Below are 20621 nucleotides of genomic sequence, written 5' to 3' on the forward strand. Positions count from 1 at the left end.
ACATCAAATTGGTGTAGTGGTATTTGGGTGGAATCAGGGACAAAGACAAGAAGCGCAGTTAGGTAGAACAACGCAATCATTTGTGCAGATACCAACCGCCAAACTCAAAAAACGAGTTAAACAGTTATGCGAGTACCACGGCATCAAATTTGTAGAAACTGAAGAATCCTATACCAGTAAAACTAGTTTTTTAGATGGTGATTTTCTACCTACTTTCGGCGCAAAACCTGAAGGGTGGAAACCAAGTGGAAAACGAGTAAAACGCGGTATGTTCCGCACAGGAAAAGGACTATTTATTAACGCTGATTTAAATGGTGCAGCGAATATACTTCGCAAGGTAGAGACACAATTAGGACTCGTCCTAGTCAAGGTCTGTAGGCAAGTTTTGACCCTTGCTACCAGATTTCGTATCTGGGAAACCAAAACTAAAAAGCGAAGTGGTACGGCTTCAGCCTACGACGTAGCATCAGTTTAGAATCCCCGTGTCTTTAGACCGGGGAGAGGTCAACTTCACTAAATTTAACGCAGCGAATCCCCAAGCCAGCACGCTTATCTAGGGGTTTCACAATGTAGGTACGAAGATGAGAACCACAACTAAAGCTTGGTGCTTGAACTAGTTGCAAATTTTGTAATTTTGGGACTTGGGCAAAAACACTAGTGCCAGCAGTTAGGGCAAGCATACTACCAATTGCAGCGGATTTGATTGTTAGGCTAAACATAATAATCTTTCAGTGTAGTAAAGTTTGTGGAGGCGTCATAAATGCCTTCTTTTCTTCTATAGGTAGGCTGTCAATTTTTTATGCACCCCCGGAAAAATATCATTGAAATTTTTTCGACTTTTATGCAATTTGCTGGAGACCGCTTCAGTAATTGGGCGACTGAATCTAGGTTGCGTCGCAGTATCCAAAGTTGTATCACCCGGACTCCACAAGAGACTTCGGAATATTTTTGGGTGTTATATTGGTATAAGTTTTCCCAAGTAAGGGAAACTCAGTCTCTGGCTCAAGAACATCTGACTGCTTACTTACAGGAGACCTGTTATTGGGCATCACAAAAAACTGTTCTTGGTTTGGCTAGCACTCAATACCAAATATCAGACTGTTTTCAGATTGCGATCGCTAAAGTTGATAAAATCCTCAAAAATTTTAACCCCAATCAAGGCTTTAGCCTGAAAAGCTATGCTAGCGCGATCTTTGGTAGTGTAGTCCGCGAAACTCTGCGTCAACGCCATGAAGTTGATATCTGTACAGATTGGGGACTGTTACGAAAGATAACTAAAAAGCGCTTGGTAGAGTCTTTGCAAACTTTGGGTTTATCTCCAAGGGAGATTGAGGCTTATGTCCTCACTTGGAACTGTTTTAAAACCCTTTATATCCCCACTACAACTGGTACTTCTCGCCAACTTTCTCGCCCAGATGAGGAAATTTGGAATGCGATCGCCAAAGCTTACAATACACAAAGTCATCAGCAAGTAAACTCCCAAACCCTAGAAAAATGGCTGCTAAATGCTGCCAAAGCTGTACGCAAGTATCTTTATCCCACCCTAGCTTCTCTAAACACCCCCAAAGGTGCAGATGACTCATCGGAGTGGATGGATAATCTACCGGGGATAGAAGAGTCTCTAGTCAATGAAATCATCGCCCAAGAAGAAGCAGAAACTAGAACTTCTCAGCAAACTGAGATTAACCAGATTTTAATTGGGGCGATCGCCCAACTAGAGCCAGAATTACAGCAAATTTTGCAACTATACTACTCTCAGGAGCTAACTCAAGACAAAATCGCCAAACAACTACAAATGCAGCAGTATACTGTCTCCCGGCGGTTGAAAAAAGCCCAAGAAACATTACTCCGGTGTTTAGCGAACTGGAGTCGAGACAAGCTGCATATTTCCATTACCCCAGACCTACTCAAAAGCATTAGTACAGTGATGGAGGAATGGCTGAACAATTACTACAGTTCATCTTCTCACTAAAACAGATATTCCTGTCTGTTGTGCCGGGGATTCTGTTCTGTTTTTAGCCCTGGTGAACCCCTTTCCCCGAAGTACCTATGACCGTATTTACTTTTGCTAACCCCACTGATCTAATTTTAGAAATCCCCTCCATCACCCAAAATCAAGCTTTTTCTGGGGCACATTCTCGTTATCAAGCCTATATTAATCAACTTTGCCTTTTGGCTGTTTTGCCGTGGTTCCAAGAGGAATTGACGCCGCAAGTCAAAGTCTGGCCAAGTACCGCGGCTTTATCCAGTTTTTGGGAATTAGTAAATGGAAGCGCTCTGATATTAGATGCAACTCGATTTGTCTTGGTTCCTAGTGAAGACATTGATTTGGGCGAATTGCGAGTACCTCAAGAATGGGTAGATATTCCCGGTTGGGCGGGTGATTATTATTTAGGGGTGCAAGTAGAACCTGATGATGGCTTTGTCAGGGTTTGGGGCTACTGCACCCATGGACAGCTGAAGACTCAGGGCAGTTATGATTCTAGCGATCGCACTTATTGCCTAGATGCTAGTGAGATGATCAACGACATTAATGTTTTAACCGTGGGTTTACAACTTTGCCCAGATGCCGCTACACGTAACCCTATTGAACAAATACCACCCTTACTACAACCACAAGCCCAAAACCTAATTACCCGGTTAGGAAATCCAGAAATCATCACACCCCGTCTAGCTATTCCTGGGACATTATGGTTGGGGTTAATGGCACATGGGGGCTGGCGACAAAGCTTATATCAACGACGCTTGGGACTTCCAGAACAATGGTCAGTGATGCAATGGTTGCAAAGTGGTGTTTCCCAAGTTGCAGACACTGTTGGTTGGGGACGCTTAAATTGGCAACAGACTGCTGCTGGGGCGCGGAGTGTGTCAGAAGTTGAAATCAGACATCCCCTGTTTCGCCAAATAGCGATCGCTGGTCAGTTATATGAAATGCTGATTACACCACTTGCTGAACCAGAAGCAGGGGTTTGGCGCTTTGAATTGCGTCACGTCACTGTAGGTGCGGTGATTCCTGGTGGTTTTAAACTCAGACTACTCACCGAAGATTTACAACCCTTCCCCAACAACGAAGCTATTGCTACAACAGCCGTAGATGCACTTTTCATAGAAGTTGCTTTAGAATTAGGCGAAGGCATAGTTTGGGAAATAGAACCCCTACCGGAAAACTATGACCGCGAAATTCTCAAATTTTAATAGAATAGGACTTACGCACTGTACTCTCTTTACCCTCTTTTCAAGCTTTTTCGATGGGTCTCTTTACGCATCCTAGGCGTAGTGTGCGTTCCCTAACGCACAATTTATAGGACTTTCAATGAATAAAATCGATAAACATATTTACCATTTTTTGTCAATGCGTAAGTTCACTAGAATTAGAAAGAAAAACTAACTGGCCTTCATTCCTTTTTTCAAGAGCTCCGGGGAATCAGGTTTTAATAGACTACGCACAGCCTGCTCTAAATCCTGTTGTTGCAGCAAAGGCTCTCCTATCACCACTGCATTTATTCCAGCCTCAGCCATTAGGGATAAATCAGCTGGTGTATGCAGCCCAGATTCGCTGACTACAAGAATACCCAAGTTTTTTAGTTGCGATCGCCTAGCTGCCATCAATTGCTGAGTAATGCTAATATCAATGCTTAAGTCTCCGAGACGACGGTTGTTAATTCCTATTAAGCGTACGTCTTCCAGTTTGAGCAACCGATCCATTTCAGCCAAGCTATGGACTTCAATCAGAGCATTCATCCCCAAATAGTGAATCACACGCAAAAAGTTTTGGATTTCCCGATCTGTGAGAATAGCAGCGATTAACAACACCGCATCTGCCCCCGCAGCCCGTGCTAAATAGATTTGGCAGGGATCAAGGATAAAATCTTTACACAGTAACGGTAATGCCACCCGATGGCGAATCACACGCAGATGATCAAAACCACCCTGAAAGAATTTTTGGTCAGTAAAAACAGATATACAAGTCGCCCCACCACGATCATAAGCTTGTGCGATCGCTACAGGATCAAAGTCTGCCCTAATAATTCCTTGGTTTGGTGATGCTTTTTTAACCTCTGCAATCAGGCTAGGTTGGTAAGGACTCTGCTGCAAAGCAGTGAAAAAATCTCTTACAGTTGGGGCAGCAGTTAACTGGCGTTGTAAAGAGGCCAAAGACATCTCTTGCTGTATTTGTGCAACTTCTTGCTTTTTCTGCCACACAATCTCTTTGAGGATGGGTTGCAGACTAGCATTAGGGATAGTAATTGGGTAAGTCATAAGCTACTAGGGGTGGGGCAAATTATGAATTATGAATTATGAATTATGAATTATGAATTACGAAATTTCATCCTTCATTCTTTCCTTATGGAACTTTGTAAGCAACTTCCTCAATTATTGGTACTTTTCATAAACGCAGCCAGTTTGGCTTGAGATCAAAAATTTTCACCTTCTTAGTATCAGTTTGATTTAACTTAGAACTCTCAACTAGACAGTTACTTTTAACTAATCGGATGTAGGTGCGGTAGGGTATATAGTCCATAGGATTATAGCCACCAAAACGGAGAATTAATACACAGGCCCAGGAGTACTTACCAGCGATAATAGCTTTGATGATTTGTTCTATTTCTTCAGTATTATTTTTCTTACCGAGTTGTGGTTCATAACCAGTAATGTTTTGAGTCATAGTATGCACTCCTTTCTAGTAAATTAAAATCAGTTAATGTCTTGCTTTCTTTTCTCCTTTGTTTCTGGGATATAGCAAAAAGAAAATTTTTCCACCATAGCACACTTAAAGAAGCATAAGACACAGCTTAGACAAGTATCTGCTTTTACATAGACAAATTAAAGAATTCTTCCCGGTTTATGTTTGTTTATGTTGAAAGTAGGGGTAGGTTTAACTAGCTAGTGCAGCATTTTCATTTGCCTAATAGATATCTAGTCAAACCCACCCATACAGATTAACCGTATTGCAGAAGCAGCTTCTTCGTTAAGCCTACTCAAAGTTCAGGTGCGGATATATGAACTATTTTTTGCTATATATATCTATTCTTTCGCTCTTGAGCTTTTTTTGCCCGTTAACTCCCAGAGCCTCCTCCCAAATGGTAGTCAGATAAGCGTGAACTCCACTTACCAAGAAAAGGTTTAAAGTAATCCTGATATTTTTTTCGGTCAAAAAATAATCAAGTATGTTTTTTAGCAAATAACTGATAGAAGATGATGCCACATTGGCAATCACAAATATTAGAATATGGCTGTTATATTTTTTACCTTTGTTGTACTCATTGCTTACCTATTTAGTTAAGTTGATCAATCTATATCTAGAGACAGTTGCGCTGGAAAACACTAACAGATTTACTGGTACATATTATTTAAATAAAAGTATAAAATACTGCAATATTTTCAGGTGGGGTCTTGAGACTAAACCTGCCTCAACTATAGCTTTCGTGTTGTTTAACACATGAAGTCTTAACCGTTTATCTTCCTTTTGGTAGATGACTCAGTATTATCCAGGTAATGTCTAAAATAAATGTATTTCTTTTGACGGATGACTCAGCATATTCTTCTGTAGTTAAATCCCTGAAAGAGCAAATTCAGGAAAGTTAAGTTAATAAATCATGGTTTGCCTATTAAAGCCAGGAGTAGGCAGCAAAATCCATCTAAATCAGAATTGACAAAATGAATTAAGTCTGAATAAAAGCGTGAATAATCTTGATGGTCTTGACTACATTAGATTGAAAAGCTTATTAGTTATGTGCTGGAACAAAATCTTGAGAGGCAAATTACGTAATTATCCGGTGAAAATCTTCTAGTGCCAAATGAATCAAAGCTAAAATGAGCATATTTTCTGAAGTTATCAAAGGGTTAATAATACAGGTATAACAGTAGATTAAATAACATATTTAGCCTATAAAATCAGGGCTAAATTCTTAGAGAACAAGGGTTTAAGTCCGTTGCTTAAAGCTAGATTTTGATATCTATAATAAACTGCTTTAGTTGACAAAAAATACCACTAATGTTTCTATGCAACCAAAGTGAAAATCTTCACTTTTTATTGGTAGAATCAATTTTATTGAAATCTGATTTAATTTAATTACATTTTTTATGTATTAGCACAATAATGATTTTAAGCAGTTGTGATTATCATCTCAACAATAGCTATAGTGCCGATTGATTACTAGGAGTGATTAGGGATATGAATTCTGACGACTATACGTTAGTTCAATCCAACTCTCAATTGGCGCCACAGCCAGAAGTAGAGTTGAAATTTTCTGAGTTCCTGATCAATCAAGCTGTAGATGCTGCCTTCTGCTTGGGAGCAAATGGGAGGTTTCTTTATGTCAATGATGCTACCTGTCAAATGACGGAATATTCCCGTCAGGAATTACTTTCCATGACGTTGCCTGACATAGATATAGACTTTTTGCTACAGGATTGGTCAGAAAAATGGCGATATCTAGTGACCAATAAATCACAGAGTTCCCTCACCTTTAAATCTCGCTATCAGACAAAGAGAAAGCGGATATTGTTTGTGGAAGTAGTCATTACCTATGTAGAAGCTCAGGGTAGACAATTTAGCTGTGCTTTTGCCCGTGAAAAAAATATTGATCTTACCAATTACAAACAGTCAGAATCAGAACTGCACCAAGCTTTAGAACAAGAAAAACAACTAAGCGAACACAGAGCACATTTTGTTGCTATGGTCTGCCATCAATTCCGCACACCACTGAATATTGTTTCTTTTTCTAATAGCTTACTTAAACGAGATATCGACGAATGGAGTGAGGAAAAAATCCGACCATTACTAGATCACATTCAAACAGCTGTCGAACAACTCAGTCAGATGTTGGATGATATTTTATTTTTAACGAAAGCAGAAGCTGTCAAACTCTATTTTGAGCCAAAGCCGCTTGATTTGCTTCAATTCTGCGATGATTTACTGGCACAAATACGGATGAGCAGTAGCCATAGCTCTATCAAATTTATCAATTTAGGTAACTGTTTAATAGCCTGGATGGATAAAAAACTGCTGGAACCTATTTTGAATAACTTGCTTGACAATGCAATTAAGTATTCTCCCCTCGGCAGTGTGATTGAGTTAAAACTTGCTTGTGAGCATGGGAAAGTAATTTTCCAGGTGAAAGATCCGGGGATTGGTATTCCCGCTGTAGATCAACAAAGACTTTTTGAACCATTTTATCGGGGTAGCAATATTGCTCATATTCCTGGTATTGGACTAGGACTATCGATTGTCAAAACTCTTGTGGATTTACATGGCGGTCAAATTACCGTGGCAAGTGAAGTTGGTGTAGGCACTACGTTTACTGTAATGCTGCCATCAATTAAATCAACTTCTAGTAGTTATGAGTCTTAAGTTGTCACAACTATGGTGATGCTCATTATGCTTCTAATTAATACTCAGCACAGACTTTGGTAATCATTAAGAGCCAAAAAATCTAGTGATGGAAAAATGATGCACGAATCGTCGAAAAAAATTCTTGTAATTGAAGATGATGCTGTTACCCGCAATCTCTTCTTAGACTGTCTTCAAGCTGAGGGTTTCGACGCCATAGGCGCCGAAAATGGTCTAGTTGGTATTCAGCAAGCACAGGTGCATTTACCTGATTTGGTGATTTGCGATATTCTGATGCCGGATTTGGATGGTTATAGCGTTCTGAATATACTGCGGCAAGATCCGCTAACAGCAATTATTCCCTTTATTTTCTTGACTGGCAGCAATGCTAAGGCAGCTGTTCGCAAAGGTATGGAGTTGGGAGCTGATGACTATCTTACCAAACCCGCTACTGTAGATGAGTTGCTCAGAGCGATCGCTATCCGATTAGAAAAGCAATCTCTTCTCAGGTACTGGTATGCTACTACTTCTCATCAAGCATTAGAACCACTAATCTCATCGGTAACTCCAGAGTTAATTTTTCCATCAGTTCCCCACCTCAAAGAAGTTTTTAACTTTATTGAAGCTCATTATCACCAAGGAATTACTTTGTCTGATGTGGCTGAAGCTGTGGGTTATTCACCAGCTTACTTGACTAACCACGTGGCTAAACAAACGGGAGATACTGTAAATGGCTGGATCGTCAAGCGTCGAATGGCAGCAGCACGCCCTTTACTCATCAGTACTAACCAAACAATCGAGCAAATCGCTACAAAACTGGGCTATCAAAATGCCTGTCATTTCTCCCGTCAGTTTCGTCAACACCACGGGCTATCCCCGAAAATTTGGCGAAAGCAGCAACTGCTTCAAGTTGGCATCAGCCCCAAAATGCAATTGATTAAAAGTCGCTCTCAGCTGGTAAACCCTGTACCTTTAAGTCAGGCTTAATTTTCACCACGCCTAAGAAAGTTCGTTTGTGGATTCTTCAGCAATCCCCGTGTCTTTAGACCGGGGAAGGTTAATGCTCTTAGGCTTGTTTAACTGTTGCAGTAACAATTGTACCGCCAAGGCTAACAAACCAACAGCAACTAGACCAAATATCCCAGTACCTAAGGCCACTACGCCCACAACTAGGGTACGCACCGCAGAGCCAATATTAACCACCATTGGGTTATTTGAATGGATGGGTTTGGTAGCAAAAGTTGTGGCGATCGCAATCATCAGAGAATACATGGCAAATCCTAGCCCCCCAGAAAATGCTGCCCCAGTTACACAGCGTAAAGGAGTTGGTGGCACTTGTCCGGAAGTATCTGTTTGTGGGGTTGTGTTGAGTTCACTCATATAAATTTAGATTTTAGCTTGATGCCAGGTGAATTCCATCTGTAGTCGTCCGCGTCACAAACAATTCTAAATCCTCGTCGGGAATTGCCTGGCGTACATTTAGCTTGATTGCTTCTGCTTGTTGTATCGATTCGGCGATCGCAAACACTGTCGGCCCGGAACCAGACATCATTGTTCCTAAAACCCCTGGTTGAGTGGCAAATAATTCCCGTAGTTGCAAGACTTGGGGATAAGCTGGCAATACGACCCGCTCTAAATCATTGTGTAGTTTTTGGGCGATTTCTGCCACGTCTTGATGGAGGATTGCTTTGACGATCTCTCCTGAATGGACTGCACTGGCACGGGCTGCCAAACTGTCGCTATCTCTAATATAAGTGCTGCCAAACTGCTGCCGATAGGTTTTGTACGCCCAAGGAGTGGAAACTTCCAGGCTACGGTATTTTGCCAATACTATATATATGGGAGCTAAATTTGGCAGGGGAGAAAGTTGTTCACCTCTACCTGTAGCGATCGCCGTTCCCCCAGCGATACAAAATGGCACATCTGAACCGAGAGTAGCACCCAGTTCTTCTAGTTCTGGCTGAGTTAATCCTAGTTGCCAGAGTAAATCTATCCCCACCAATACGGCTGCGGCATTTGTCGAACCTCCAGCCAACCCAGCAGCAACCGGAATTTGCTTTTTGATGGTAATCTCTACACCGCCATAATTGCTAAAGGCGTCAGGAAATTGCTTTGCCATGAGTTCGGCTGCCCGGTATGCCAGATTACTTTTATCTGCCGGTACTTGGGGGTGGTTGCAGTAGACGCGGATATTGTCAGTGCTGAGGGAACGCAATTCAATTTGGTCGGCAAGGTCGATGCTTTGGAGTATCATCACTAACTCATGATATCCATCGGAGCGATCGCCAATGATTTCCAAGTACAAGTTGATTTTAGCAGGGGCAATTAAACTGTAAGAACGCATTTGCAGTGCTGGGTGATAGTTACTCACAGGTGAGTAAATTAGCGAGAGTTACCCATTGGTTAACGCTGAGGTCTTCAGCGCGTACCTGGGGATTGATTTCTAATTGTTCCAGTAATTGAGTCAGGCGATCGCGATCAACAATCGATTGCAAATTATTTCGTAACATTTTCCGTTTAGCCCCAAACCCCAACTTAACTAAATTCTCGAATTTTTTGGGATCATGGGCGGGAATTTCGATAGTTTGGGGACGCAAGCGCACCACTGCGGAATCAACTTTTGGTGGTGGTTGGAATGCAGCTGCGGGGACTGTGCAAATGAACTCGCATTTTGCCAAATATTGCACCCGCACCGACAGCGCCCCAAAGCTTCTTGACCCTGGGTTAGCATATAACCTTTCGGCTACTTCTTTTTGCACCAGCAGCACTATAGAATCATAAGGCTCTGGGTTGGGATGAGCGATCGTACCCAGCAGTTTTTCGATAATCGGCCCGGTGATATTGTAGGGAATATTCGCAACAACTTTATTTTGCTTGTGGAAATTGGGGAATGCTGCTAAGTGAGAAGCTAAATCTAGGGTGAGAAAGTCTCCTTGTAGGAGTAAAAAATTTTCTGTCTTACCTAGTTGCTTGGCTAATAGTTTGCACAAGTCATAGTCAATTTCTACAGCAACCAGAGATTTCACCGCTGGTAGTAACCGCCGAGTGAGAATACCAGTACCCGGCCCTATTTCCAAAACGCCATCATCTTTTGTACACTCTGCTGCCTTAATAATTGCATCGAGTGCCTTTTCACTTTTGAGCCAATGTTGAGCAAATTGCTTACGCGGTTGAACCATCTATATCTCTATTTTTTAGCTGTTTATCAAAATCCGTTTCTTCTGTTTTATATCATGTCCGGCTAATTAGTTATGATTCCTACATCTGTGCAAAAACAGGGTTTCCCCCTGCAAGAAAGCAAGAAAGCAAGAACTGTGGTCTTAATGATAAGTCTTTAACTGGACACGATATGATGCCCCCAAAGCTTTTAAAGTTGCTACCTCTGCTTCAGTCAATCCTGTCACCCCATTAATCATCATGCCTTCGTATGGACGGGCAGGTCTCAAAGTTTGCCGAGATTCTCCTGTAGTCATATCCCAACAGTTGATTGTTTCATCCCAACTACCACTGAGGAGATTTTGAGCATCTGGGGACAGATTAAGCGACCAGACCCAATGGAGATGATTTTGTAGTGTCGTCAGGCAGTCTCCAGAATCTACATTCCAAATTTTGATGGTGCGATCGCTACTACTGCTAATCATCTGGCTGCCATCGGTGGTGAACAGAATACAGAGTACCTGGCTGGCATGACCAGAGAATGTACGCAAACACTGCCCTGTGTCGATATCCCACAGTTTGACTGACGTGTCATCACCACCAGTGGCAAGGTACTGATTATCTGGACTGACGGCAACTGCCCAAACGCGGTTGGAGTCTGCCTCCCAAGTATGAAGACATTTGCCTGTTTCTATATCCCAGCGTTTAACTATCTTTTCATAGCCACTGCTGAAGAGAGTTTTTCCGTCATGGCTAAAGGTGACTCCCAGCACAGAACCAGGATGTCCCAGCAATGTTTGTAAACATTCACCAGAATGCACATCCCATATCTTGATTGTATGGTCGTAGCTGGCACTGGCAAGAATGTTACCATCTGGACTGAAAGCAACTGCCCAGACCCAACTCCCATGACCATACAAAGTGTTGAGGCATTGTCCTGTATGGGGATTCCAAAGTTTAATAGTGCGATCTCCACTGGCACTGGCAAGAAACTGTCCATTGGGACTAAAGGCAACAGAGAAGACACGATTGCTGTGTCCATGTAATACGCGAAAAGGCTGGAGGTCAGCTGTTAAGTTTTGGGCGGCATTGAGATTTAGATCCCAGAGTTTAATTGTCTGGTCTTCGTGTCCACTGGCAAGTAAGTTTTGCTGGCAACTGTGGGTGATGCCTGCGGCGAGGAAAGCTAAGGCATAAATAGCATTGCTGTGTCCTTGGAAGGTTTTGGTACACTGTCCCGTCTGAAGTTCCCAAACTCTAGCCGCGTGGTCATCTCCACCACTAGCAATTAAGTTTCCTTGAGGGTGAAAAGCAACTGACCAAATTCGATTTGTATGTTTTTCTAGGGTATCTACACATGAACCAGTGTCTATGTCCCAAATCTTCACGGTTTGGTCATAGCTACCACTTGCCAGCAGATTATCCTTAGGGCTGAAGGCTACTGAAGTCACGACTCCTGAGTGTCCCTGCAAGGTCTTCAAACAGATTCCAGTATGTAGATCCCACAATTTCACGGTTTGATCAAAACTGCCACTTGCTAAGATTTGCCCTGTGGGACTAAAGGCGATCGCTTTTACCCAGTGCTGATGTTCCTCCAAGGTTTGCACACAGCATCCAGTTGGCAACTCCCATAACTTGATGGTGTTATCTTCACCAGCCGTTGCTAAGATTTGACCTGTGGGATGAAAAGCGACACTCCACACACAAGCATGATGTCCGAACAGAGTTTGCACACATTTGTCTGTGGCTAGATGCCAGACTTTAACTGTGTGGTCATAGCTACTACTAGCAAGGAATTGACCATCAGGACTAAAGGCGATCGCTGTAACAATGCTACTGTGTCCATACAGCGTTTTGAGACATTCTCCTGTGGCAGTATTCCAAAGTTTAATTGTATGATCCTGACCGCAACTAGCTAAAACTGGATGCACAGGGCTAAAAGCCAGATTCCAGACCCAACTGTTGTGTTCTTTACAGCTAAGGAGTTGTTTACCGTTGCTGATATCCCAAATATGAATATCACCATTTGTATCACTGGTAGCAAGGCAGCGCCAATCTGAACTGAAGACAACGCTAGTAATGCCACCAAAGGTTGCAGCAAAAACACAATCTCGAAACCTGGCTTGGGTAAAGTTGACCTGATGTAAATTGAGCGATCGCAAATCGCAGTTACGGATATTGAGACGCGAAAAGTCATACCCAGTTAAATCGGTTTCTAATTGTGCCAGTAAATTCAGCAGATTGCCGCCACCATACCCAACTGGATCTATAGGTTTATTTTGGAGCTTTCTAATTAGTTTGCCGACTTTATCCTCAAGCTGATGGGTAGAGCCAAAGGTTATTTGTAGTTGATCTAAGATAGGCCGCACAATCAGATCAATTTGACTGTCGCGGATGTATTCTTTGGCCTGGGCTGGCATCAAAGCATGGGTCAGCAGGTATTGCGGTGATTCTGTCACTATTTCCTGGCAGACTTGTTCAATAAAGCAGTCTGTTACGTATTCCATTACAACAGGTTGCTGTGTAAATGCCGAAGTATTGCTTTCTATCAAGCTACGCCAGAGTAAAGACTCTAGCACTTCCATTAAGTTAGACTTGGGCATTGTTGGTGTAAAGGCTGTTTGTAACTCTGCTACAGAAACCTTCTCCCGGTTAATTGCCAGCCAGTACATCACTTGCTGCTCTGAGGTGGAGAGTGTTTTGAATTGCTGCTCTAAAAGATTGCCAATGCCTTTAAATACGGTTGTGCCTTCAGTAAAAAAACGGGTGATGTTGCCTTCATGTAAGTCACGAATAGAGGTGGCGGCAATTTTCAAAGCTAGTGGATTACCACGGTAACACTCAACCAGTTGGCGGGTTTCATTTTCAGTGCCTAATAGCCCTTTGAGTGTGAGAATTGTTTGTCCGGCTGCGACTTCTAATCCTGATAAAGCAAGGGTACGAACTGGCAAACCATCACCTTCCAAGGCAGCGATTTCATCAGGTTTTTCCCGGCTGGTGAGCAGAAGACAGCTTTGATGTTGAGTTTCTCCTAATCGCCACAGGAGTTCGCTGTAGGGTTCGTAACCTTCACGGTAACAGCCTGTCCGTTTACCTTGCTGTAATAGCGTGTCGAAATTATCCAAAATTACCAAGCATCGAAATTTGCGGAGGTACTCGATTAAATAAGTAATTTGCTCATGAGAGTCAGCGGGCAATGTGGTAACTTGCTGATGAGAAAGAATTTTGATGCAGTCCGTCACCTTGTCGTGAAAAAAAGGAGCGTGACGCAGCGATCGCCAGATGACATATTCAAATTTTCCCTGCAATTGTTCTGCTAGCTTTACCGAGAGTGCGGTTTTGCCCATACCACCCATACCCAGCAGTGTCACCACACGACAGCGATTTTTAACAATCCATTGGCTAAGGGTTTCTAATTCACTAGTACGTCCACAGAATTGAGAAACGTCGATAGCTTCTCCCCAGTTGGTGTAGTTCGTCAAGGGTTGAAGGTTTAAGGTTGAGGAGGCGTTTGTGTCCTTTTGTGGCTGTAGGGTTCGCTGTAGGGTTCGCTTCAGTATTCCATGCAAATTATTTTTGGTTACTTTTTCGCCCAAAGCTTGAGAGAGCGATCGCCACAGGGAAGAGCCAACGTCTTTGATGTGACCGGGGTCGTAATCAGATTCTACAGCCATTTCTAAGTACGTCTGTCCTGCCCAAGATTGACGAAACACAATCTCTTGAACTTTTGTTAAGCGTCCCCGTTGTAATAATTCCTCGACTAGTGCGATCGCTTCTTCAACCGTCATTTATCCACGTAGAACTAAATTAACTATGATATTGGCATCATCAGCTTTGTTTATTAAAAAAGTTTACGTAAATCTATCAAAAAGATCCGACCTTTCTCCGACTTTTTCCGACCGTCAAATTTTCTACTAAGCAGTAGAGTATTGAGATAAGCAGTATTCATGTCCCCAACTTCTTAGAGAGGATATGGGAGAAGCAATCGCTTTCACTAACTAATAACTTGGTAATTCACAGTATTTTCGGAAAAACAAGCATATGAAATTTTTAAGAACTTTTGCAACTGTTGGAGTTGTTTCTCTAATGGCAACTACAGCAGTAGTGGCTTTACCAAATAGTACTTCTGCTTTAGGGCAAGCTACACTTGGAGTTGACATATTACGTTCTAATTTTTCTAGTCTTCAACTCACAGACAACATACTCACAAGTTCACGTCGTGAAAAATTATTACTAGCACAAAGTCAGCGTTTTCCACTGCGCGGCTCTAGGTTCACAGAGCTTGGCGATCATCGTCGAATGGAGACTCAAATTACAATTTCCAATAACGGTCGCATAGATGGTGTGACCAGAATTTGGACTGACAAACAGTGGAAAGGATTTACTGGTTCTGTTGTTGTTGCCATCACTGATAGCGCTGGAAATCGTTTATATATAACTAATCCTCAAAGTTGGGGTGTAGATTGTAAGCGTTGTCCTGGACCAAGTAATCGAACTCAGGGATGGGCTGATACTATTCCTTCCAATGTTCTTAAAAAGGTAGGTGGTTATGCTATTATCCACGCTACTAGTCCAAGAGATAGATGGCGGTCTTGGCTAAGTAGTGCCAAAGAAGCTGTAACAGAAATTAAAGGTATTTACAGTCAGTTTTAGAGCCAGTTGAGCAACACAGTAATGTAGGTTGGTTAGAGCGATCAGACTTTTGATAACAGGATTATTTTAGGCGATCGCAATGATTTCGAGTTGAAGTGCAATAGATGAGTCTTCAGATCCCCGACTTCTTGAAGAAGTCGGGGATTTAGGGGAAGCGCAGTTGATATTTGATATGGAAGTTTTAACTAATTTGGGGTCTACCGATACTTTTATACAAAAACCGGGAAAGCTTTATCCTTAAAGGTTTTTTTAAACTGACATACTTTTTTGATATTACTTGTGAACTACTGACTGAGTAATGGGAATCTCAATCACAAACATTGCTCCTTCTCCAGGTTTCGAGTGACAATATAATTTACCACAATGTTTGTCCACGACAATCTGGTAACTGATAGAAAGTCCCAGTCCTGTGCCTTTGCCCACATCTTTAGTAGTAAAGAAAGGGTCAAATAGTTTGGAAATTACTTCTTTGCTAATCCCTACACCATTATCCGATATTTTGATTGATATCCAGTTGTCATTGAAAACTTCAGTTTGAATATAAATTTGTCTTTTGCCCTCCAGACATAGCTCTTCCAAAGCTTCAATAGCATTGCTTATAAGATTCATAAATACCTGATTTAGTTGACCAGGATAGCAATCAACAGGGGGAAGTTTGCCATACTCTTTAATCACCGAAATTTCTGGATGGTTTGGTTTAGCTTTCAAGCGGTTTTGTAGAATCATTAAAGTACTGTCAATACCTTCATGGATGTCCACCCGCTTGAAATCAGCTTCATCTAAGCGGGAGAAATTCCGCAGTGACAGGACAATTGCCCGAATGCGATCAGTTCCTACGCACATAGACTGAATAAGTTTGATTAGATCCTCTTTGAGAAAATCAAGGTCGATAGCTGCGATTTCTGCTTTAATCTCTTCTGGGGGATTGGGATAGTATTTTTGATAGAGTTCGACTAGTCTCAACAAATCTCTGGTATATTCACTGGCTGGAACCAGATTGCCATGAATGAAATTGACTGGATTATTAATCTCATGGGCAACACCTGCAACCATACTACCTACTGAAGACATTTTTTCACTTTGAATCAGTTGAGCTTGGGTCTGTTGCAGTTCACGCAGAGTACGCTCTAAATTCTGGGCTTGTTGTTGCAATTGAATTTCGGCTTTCTTGCGGTCAGTAATATCAGTTGACACACCAAGAATTTGCCTGATATTTCCGTCATCAGTGCGGCTGAACACAGTCTCCCGACTGTAGAACCAGCACCATTCACCATTTGCTTGTCTCACCCGAAATTCAAGCTCAAAAATCTCACCATCCTTGGCAGTAATAAATTTTTGTTGGTGAATTAGAATTTTTTCTTCATCATCTGGATGAGTAATATTGGCAAGAATTTGTGGCCCCATGTATTGAATTTCTTTATCAGAATAGCCGAGAACAGTGCCAAGTTGATGATTCGCGTAAACGTTGCACTGTTCTTGTAGGTCGAAGATGTAGAGAATATTTGGAGAAGAGTCGGCAATACGTTGAACAAAGTGCTGGCTTTGTTTGAGTGCTTCTTCTGCTTGTTTACGTTCTGTAATATTAAATGTTGTCCCCACCAGTCGATAAATTTGACCCGCGCTGTTTTTTAGGGGATTTATTTTAGTCATCCACCAAGTATCTTGACCACGGAAAGGTAAACATTCTTCATAGGTAATGCTTACACCGGCTTCTATGCAGCTTTTGTATCGCTGTATTACTGATGCACCGCCAACAGATCCTTGCACATCTACAGGAGTTTTACCAATGGCTTCTTCTTTACTAACTCCTGTTGCTTCCTCTGCCGATGTGTTCCAGCCAGAATAACAAAATTCACCATTTTCCAAAACATCGACCACGAATATTACTTGAGCAAAACCATCATAAATACTGCGGAAGAACTGCTCTTGCTCTTCAAGGTGAGCTTCAGGGAGTTGGCGTTGGCCTAGGGCAGCTTGCTGTTCAGTAATATCAAACAAATGATATGCTTTGGCTTCTAGCTCGTCATTCAGTGGTTTTATTGCTGTTTCTGCCGGTTTGCAAGGGGTAATTACTTCGGTCAAAATGATGATCCCGCCGATTTCACCAGACTTTTCATACCAAGGATTGATCTCCCACTTCACCGAATCAGTTGTTCCGTCTCTACGAGAAAAGGTATCTTCTTCAGATTTTTCGATGGCTCCCGCCAAACAGCGTTGGTGAATGTCCCGCCAATACTGGGAAATCTCCGGAAAAACTTCATAATGAGAGCGACCGATAAAGTCTTCCTCACCCAAGCCGTAATCTTGCTTCCAGCGGCGACTCGCCAAGATGTAGCGCATTTGACAGTCAAATATAGCGATCGCAGCAGGGGTGTATTCTATGAATAAGCCCATCTGCTCTTGGTCATATTTCAGGGTGGTCGAGGTCTTGGTCTCACCTAAACTGCTAACTAGCTGACGTAGTTCTACCAGTTCTTGTTGAAGAGACTCGTAAGTATTTTTATCTAGAGTCATGAGATCACTATCCATAGTTTCGTCGTTTACCCACCAGGGATCTGAAGTTGACAGCAGTTATATTTTTCCCCATGACTTCCAGTAACCAACATTAATAGCTGAGGCGCACTTAAAAATGGGATGCTCCCCAACTTAACTCAATGATGTGGATGGCATAGAGGAATTTAAGTTCTATATATATTGGTTTTGGAAATAGCCTGTATATATAAATAAACAAGTAGAGTTTCGCAAAAATTAGACAAATTTTAAAATTTTTTGCCGAATTGATAGCGGCAACACTAAAGCTGATACCATAAGCATTATTTTTAACAAAATTATGAACACACACAAAAGATACATATCATATTTTTTTATTGTGACACTTTTTGCTGGACTGGGCAGTTGCAGTTCTAGCCCTACCTCTCCTAATGTTGACAGCGAAGCACTTGCGCCTGCAACAACACCAAACAGCTTATCCTCACCAAGCCCAAGTCCAAGCCCAAGCCCAAGTCCAAGCCCAAGTCCAAGCCCAAGTCAAAAAGCAACCATACCTCAACTGAGGGCTAAATCTGCCCAGCAAAATACACTTTCTGCATCTACTCAAGCTACTAGTAGCAAAACTACAAATGTGACTTTATATACAAGCGATACTCAATGTCAAGAACTAATTCCACAGCAAGCTTCAGTGCCAGCGGAGGAACCCATAAAAGCTACAGTGGTTAAAATCTTAGAGCAACGAGACACAAGCGATTTTAGCTTGTCTGGGTATCGTGTCAATGTCAAAAAAGGCGTAGCTACAGTAGATTTACGAGTATCTCCTGAATCAAAGCGGCAATTAGCTTCTCTTTCTAGTTGTGAGCAGTTTGCTCTGTTTGGTAGTCTGCGCAAAACTCTCACAAGTAATGTCCAATGGAATATTAAAGAGGTGAATTTCACCGAGGGAGGCAAAGAAATTACTTTTTAAGTTTTTGAGATATCGGTATGAGAAAAGCTGGAAACATATTGCCATCCTTACAAGAATCTAATGAATGGTAGTTATCAGGATTTAAATTATATCAAGGGCATAGGCGCTCATGCTGCACCTGCTCTTCGGCCAATTGTGAATATCCCTGGGGAAGTTGTGCAGATCCTCCGTTTTTTAATTGTTTGTACTAAATTAGCTAGCTACAGTGAAGGTGAATCAGGCTGTCTAGTCCTTCTTCCAGACTGGGGGGAGCATCCTGGAGTTGGCGATGCATTCGCCAGATAATTTCTTCAGGAACCTGGCGAACACGCCTTTGATTGCGTGCCAAACACAGCCAAACTGGCGTTCTCACCCACACCCCCGTAATATCAGTAAAGCCGAAATCGCGGGCTAAGGTGATGAGTTGACGGCGATAGCGCCTTTGGGCGTTGGTGGCGTCAAAAATTGCTGGTCTACCTGCGGTGATAACTTGCTGAAATTGCCGCTCTATTTCCCGTCAAATCAGTAGCCATGAACCCTGAATAGCTTCTGAACCGAACAGCTGCCCCCGAATGACATCTGTAGAAATTAGCTGCATTTGGGGGCATTCTGCCAGTAATTGTTTTGTCAAAGTTGACTTACCGCTACCAGGAAGACCAATCAGCAATAGGAGTTTAGTCATTTGTCCTTTGTCCTTAACTAATGACTAATGACTAATAACTAATGACTAAATGATGGTTCCATCGGGGATTACAGCATTTTTCAGCACAACGACAATGCCACTGCGAATGTAAAAACCTTGACTTTCGCGTTCGGCTTCTTGCACGTTATCTTTATTGATGATTTTGACATCATGACCGATGCGGGCATTTTTATCGATGATGGCACGGCGAATTAGAGTATCCGTACCGATGCCTACAGGAATGTCATTTTTTTCTATGCTGCACTGGCGTTCTACAGAGGGTTGGTAAAAATCTGCTCCCATAAGTAGGGATTCTTCGATAATACAGCCAGATTCAATTCGCGATCGCACTCCCAAAACAGAATGCTGAATGCGGCAATTTTTCAAAATGCAACCTTCGCCAATAATCGATTCTGTAATCTGGCACTCTAACAGCTTAGTCGGCGGTAAGTACCGTGGGCGGGTGTAAATTGGTGCTTCTTCATCGTAGAAGCTAAAAGGTGGTAGGGGTTGCTGAGTCAGTGCTAAATTTGCATCATAAAATGCTTCGATAGTACCTATGTCTTCCCAGTAGTCATTAAACAAGTACGCTTGAACGTTGTAATCCTTGGCAGCATCAGGAATAATTTCCTTACCAAAATCAGTCCGTTCTAAAGATTCTTTCAACAATTTGATCAAAACATCTTTTTTAAAGACATAAATCCCCATCGAGGCGATGTAGGGCTGCTGTTCGGCTTGTTCTGGGGTCAAACCCAACACAGTCGTATCAACCCGCATTTTGTCTAAAGCTTCGCCTTTGGGTTTTTCGCTAAAGTCGATTACCCTACCAGACTCATTGATTTTCATCAAGCCAAAATCTGAGGCGCGGCGATTGTCTATGGGGATGACTGAGAGAGTAATATCAGCATTGGTTTCCCTGTGACGCTGGATAAACAGGCGGTAGTCCATGCGGTACAGGTGATCACCTGAGAGGATCAGAAATTCGTCTATATCCCAATCCTGCAACATCCAGATATACTGACGCACAGCATCGGCTGTACCTTGGAACCAGTTGGGATTTTCTGGTGTTTGTTGTGCAGCTAAAATTTCCACAAACCCCTCGCTGAAGCCGCTAAAGTTGTAAGTACGGGCGATGTGGCGATTTAGGGAAGCTGAGTTAAACTGTGTCAGAACGTAGATTTTGAAAATTTCTGAATTGATGCAGTTGCTAACAGGGATATCTATCAAGCGGTACTTTCCTGCCACTGGGACTGCTGGTTTAGCACGGAGTTTGGTTAGCGGATAAAGCCGAGTACCCGCACCCCCACCAAGAATGATTGATAATACTTTTTTCACAAAATTTCTCCCGACTGCCTTTCAAC

The 20621-nt window shown here is 42.3% G+C and carries 17 protein-coding genes and 1 pseudogene; 8 read left to right on the forward strand and 10 right to left on the reverse strand.

Translation table 11 applies throughout. The annotated features are described in order from the left end of the window. The coding region (locus H6G32_RS12615; RefSeq protein WP_190458678.1) for a zinc ribbon domain-containing protein at positions 1-475 on the forward strand (475 nt) is incomplete at its 5' end. A 13-nt stretch (positions 476-488) separates the two neighbouring features. On the opposite strand, the gene H6G32_RS12620 is transcribed toward H6G32_RS12615, so the two are convergent. Then, a complete protein-coding gene (locus H6G32_RS12620) occupies positions 489-719 on the reverse strand; it encodes a hypothetical protein (protein ID WP_190458680.1) in 231 nt (76 codons plus the stop codon). 80 nt (positions 720-799) lie between these two features. Here H6G32_RS12620 and H6G32_RS12625 point away from each other — a divergent pair, with 80 nt between their 5' ends. Both H6G32_RS12625 and H6G32_RS12630 read left to right on the forward strand, forming a co-directional pair. Further along, the gene (locus tag H6G32_RS12625) at positions 800-1972 is read left to right on the forward strand and encodes a sigma-70 family RNA polymerase sigma factor (RefSeq protein WP_190458682.1); all 1173 of its coding nucleotides are present in this window, start codon (positions 800-802) and stop codon (positions 1970-1972) included. A 77-nt stretch (positions 1973-2049) separates the two neighbouring features. Beyond that, complete coding sequence (locus H6G32_RS12630; protein WP_190458684.1) at positions 2050-3195, forward strand: DUF1822 family protein; 1146 nt, start codon at positions 2050-2052, stop codon at positions 3193-3195. Between the two features lie 189 nt (positions 3196-3384). Here H6G32_RS12630 and trpC read toward each other — a convergent pair whose 3' ends face one another. Next, a complete protein-coding gene (gene trpC, locus H6G32_RS12635; protein WP_190458686.1) occupies positions 3385-4260 on the reverse strand; it encodes an indole-3-glycerol phosphate synthase TrpC in 876 nt (291 codons plus the stop codon). A gap of 127 nt (positions 4261-4387) precedes the next feature. After that, complete coding sequence (locus H6G32_RS12640; RefSeq protein WP_190458688.1) at positions 4388-4666, reverse strand: HetP family heterocyst commitment protein; 279 nt, start codon at positions 4664-4666, stop codon at positions 4388-4390. Positions 4667-6175: 1509 nt separating this feature from the next. Here H6G32_RS12640 and H6G32_RS12645 point away from each other — a divergent pair. Together H6G32_RS12645 and H6G32_RS12650 are read left to right on the forward strand one after the other, a co-directional pair. Beyond that, positions 6176-7354 (forward strand): sensor histidine kinase, encoded by a 1179-nt coding sequence (locus H6G32_RS12645; protein ID WP_190458690.1) that lies wholly within the window; start codon positions 6176-6178, stop codon positions 7352-7354. Positions 7355-7450: 96 nt separating this feature from the next. Further along, positions 7451-8320: a response regulator transcription factor gene (locus H6G32_RS12650; RefSeq protein ID WP_190458692.1), complete on the forward strand. Its 870-nt coding sequence runs from the start codon at positions 7451-7453 to the stop codon at positions 8318-8320. 12 nt (positions 8321-8332) lie between these two features. Here H6G32_RS12650 and H6G32_RS12655 read toward each other — a convergent pair whose 3' ends face one another. From H6G32_RS12655 to H6G32_RS12670, 4 genes are all read right to left on the reverse strand, one after another. Further along, on the reverse strand, positions 8333-8713 hold the full coding sequence (locus H6G32_RS12655) for a DUF3082 domain-containing protein (RefSeq protein ID WP_242046576.1): 381 nt from the start codon (positions 8711-8713) through the stop codon (positions 8333-8335). 13 nt (positions 8714-8726) lie between these two features. Continuing rightward, positions 8727-9677, reverse strand: a complete 951-nt coding sequence (gene ispE / locus H6G32_RS12660; protein WP_190458694.1) for a 4-(cytidine 5'-diphospho)-2-C-methyl-D-erythritol kinase — start codon at positions 9675-9677, stop codon at positions 8727-8729. A gap of 19 nt (positions 9678-9696) precedes the next feature. Continuing rightward, positions 9697-10512, reverse strand: a complete 816-nt coding sequence (gene rsmA, locus H6G32_RS12665) for a 16S rRNA (adenine(1518)-N(6)/adenine(1519)-N(6))-dimethyltransferase RsmA (RefSeq protein ID WP_190458697.1) — start codon at positions 10510-10512, stop codon at positions 9697-9699. A 141-nt stretch (positions 10513-10653) separates the two neighbouring features. Further along, on the reverse strand, positions 10654-14277 hold the full coding sequence (locus H6G32_RS12670) for an NB-ARC domain-containing protein (protein WP_190458699.1): 3624 nt from the start codon (positions 14275-14277) through the stop codon (positions 10654-10656). Positions 14278-14575: 298 nt separating this feature from the next. Between H6G32_RS12670 and H6G32_RS12675 the strand changes: the two genes are divergently transcribed. Continuing rightward, entirely contained in the window at positions 14576-15142 is a 567-nt protein-coding gene (locus H6G32_RS12675) for a hypothetical protein (RefSeq protein WP_190458701.1), read from the forward strand. Between the two features lie 273 nt (positions 15143-15415). On the opposite strand, the gene H6G32_RS12680 is transcribed toward H6G32_RS12675, so the two are convergent. Then, on the reverse strand, positions 15416-17656 hold the full coding sequence (locus H6G32_RS12680; protein WP_375539798.1) for a PAS domain-containing sensor histidine kinase: 2241 nt from the start codon (positions 17654-17656) through the stop codon (positions 15416-15418). A 407-nt stretch (positions 17657-18063) separates the two neighbouring features. Here H6G32_RS12680 and H6G32_RS27275 point away from each other — a divergent pair, with 407 nt between their 5' ends. Both H6G32_RS27275 and H6G32_RS27280 read left to right on the forward strand, forming a co-directional pair. Next, positions 18064-18195, forward strand: a complete 132-nt coding sequence (locus H6G32_RS27275) for a hypothetical protein (RefSeq protein ID WP_309232585.1) — start codon at positions 18064-18066, stop codon at positions 18193-18195. Positions 18196-18263: 68 nt separating this feature from the next. After that, positions 18264-18599, forward strand: a complete 336-nt coding sequence (locus H6G32_RS27280) for a hypothetical protein (RefSeq protein ID WP_309232586.1) — start codon at positions 18264-18266, stop codon at positions 18597-18599. A 196-nt stretch (positions 18600-18795) separates the two neighbouring features. Here the strand turns inward: H6G32_RS27280 and H6G32_RS12690 are convergent. Continuing rightward, positions 18796-19260, reverse strand: a pseudogene (locus tag H6G32_RS12690) (AAA family ATPase). 45 nt (positions 19261-19305) lie between these two features. After that, on the reverse strand, positions 19306-20595 hold the full coding sequence (locus tag H6G32_RS12695; RefSeq protein ID WP_190458706.1) for a glucose-1-phosphate adenylyltransferase: 1290 nt from the start codon (positions 20593-20595) through the stop codon (positions 19306-19308). Positions 20596-20621 lie beyond the last annotated feature (26 nt).

The organism is Cylindrospermum sp. FACHB-282 (genome assembly GCF_014697195.1).
Lineage (GTDB): Bacteria > Cyanobacteriota > Cyanobacteriia > Cyanobacteriales > Nostocaceae > Cylindrospermum.

Coding starts and splice junctions, on each gene's coding strand:
- H6G32_RS12650 (WP_190458692.1), top strand. CDS start 7,451: ATGATGCACGAATCGTCGAAAAAAATTCTTGTAATTGAAGATGATGCT.
- rsmA (WP_190458697.1), bottom strand. CDS start 10,512: ATGGTTCAACCGCGTAAGCAATTTGCTCAACATTGGCTCAAAAGTGAA.
- H6G32_RS12680 (WP_375539798.1), bottom strand. CDS start 17,656: ATGACTCTAGATAAAAATACTTACGAGTCTCTTCAACAAGAACTGGTA.
- H6G32_RS12670 (WP_190458699.1), bottom strand. CDS start 14,277: ATGACGGTTGAAGAAGCGATCGCACTAGTCGAGGAATTATTACAACGG.
- H6G32_RS12645 (WP_190458690.1), top strand. CDS start 6,176: ATGAATTCTGACGACTATACGTTAGTTCAATCCAACTCTCAATTGGCG.
- H6G32_RS12625 (WP_190458682.1), top strand. CDS start 800: ATGCACCCCCGGAAAAATATCATTGAAATTTTTTCGACTTTTATGCAA.
- trpC (WP_190458686.1), bottom strand. CDS start 4,260: ATGACTTACCCAATTACTATCCCTAATGCTAGTCTGCAACCCATCCTC.
- H6G32_RS12675 (WP_190458701.1), top strand. CDS start 14,576: ATGGCAACTACAGCAGTAGTGGCTTTACCAAATAGTACTTCTGCTTTA.
- H6G32_RS27275 (WP_309232585.1), top strand. CDS start 18,064: ATGTTGACAGCGAAGCACTTGCGCCTGCAACAACACCAAACAGCTTAT.
- H6G32_RS12630 (WP_190458684.1), top strand. CDS start 2,050: ATGACCGTATTTACTTTTGCTAACCCCACTGATCTAATTTTAGAAATC.
- H6G32_RS12640 (WP_190458688.1), bottom strand. CDS start 4,666: ATGACTCAAAACATTACTGGTTATGAACCACAACTCGGTAAGAAAAAT.
- H6G32_RS12655 (WP_242046576.1), bottom strand. CDS start 8,713: ATGAGTGAACTCAACACAACCCCACAAACAGATACTTCCGGACAAGTG.
- ispE (WP_190458694.1), bottom strand. CDS start 9,677: ATGCGTTCTTACAGTTTAATTGCCCCTGCTAAAATCAACTTGTACTTG.
- H6G32_RS12620 (WP_190458680.1), bottom strand. CDS start 719: ATGTTTAGCCTAACAATCAAATCCGCTGCAATTGGTAGTATGCTTGCC.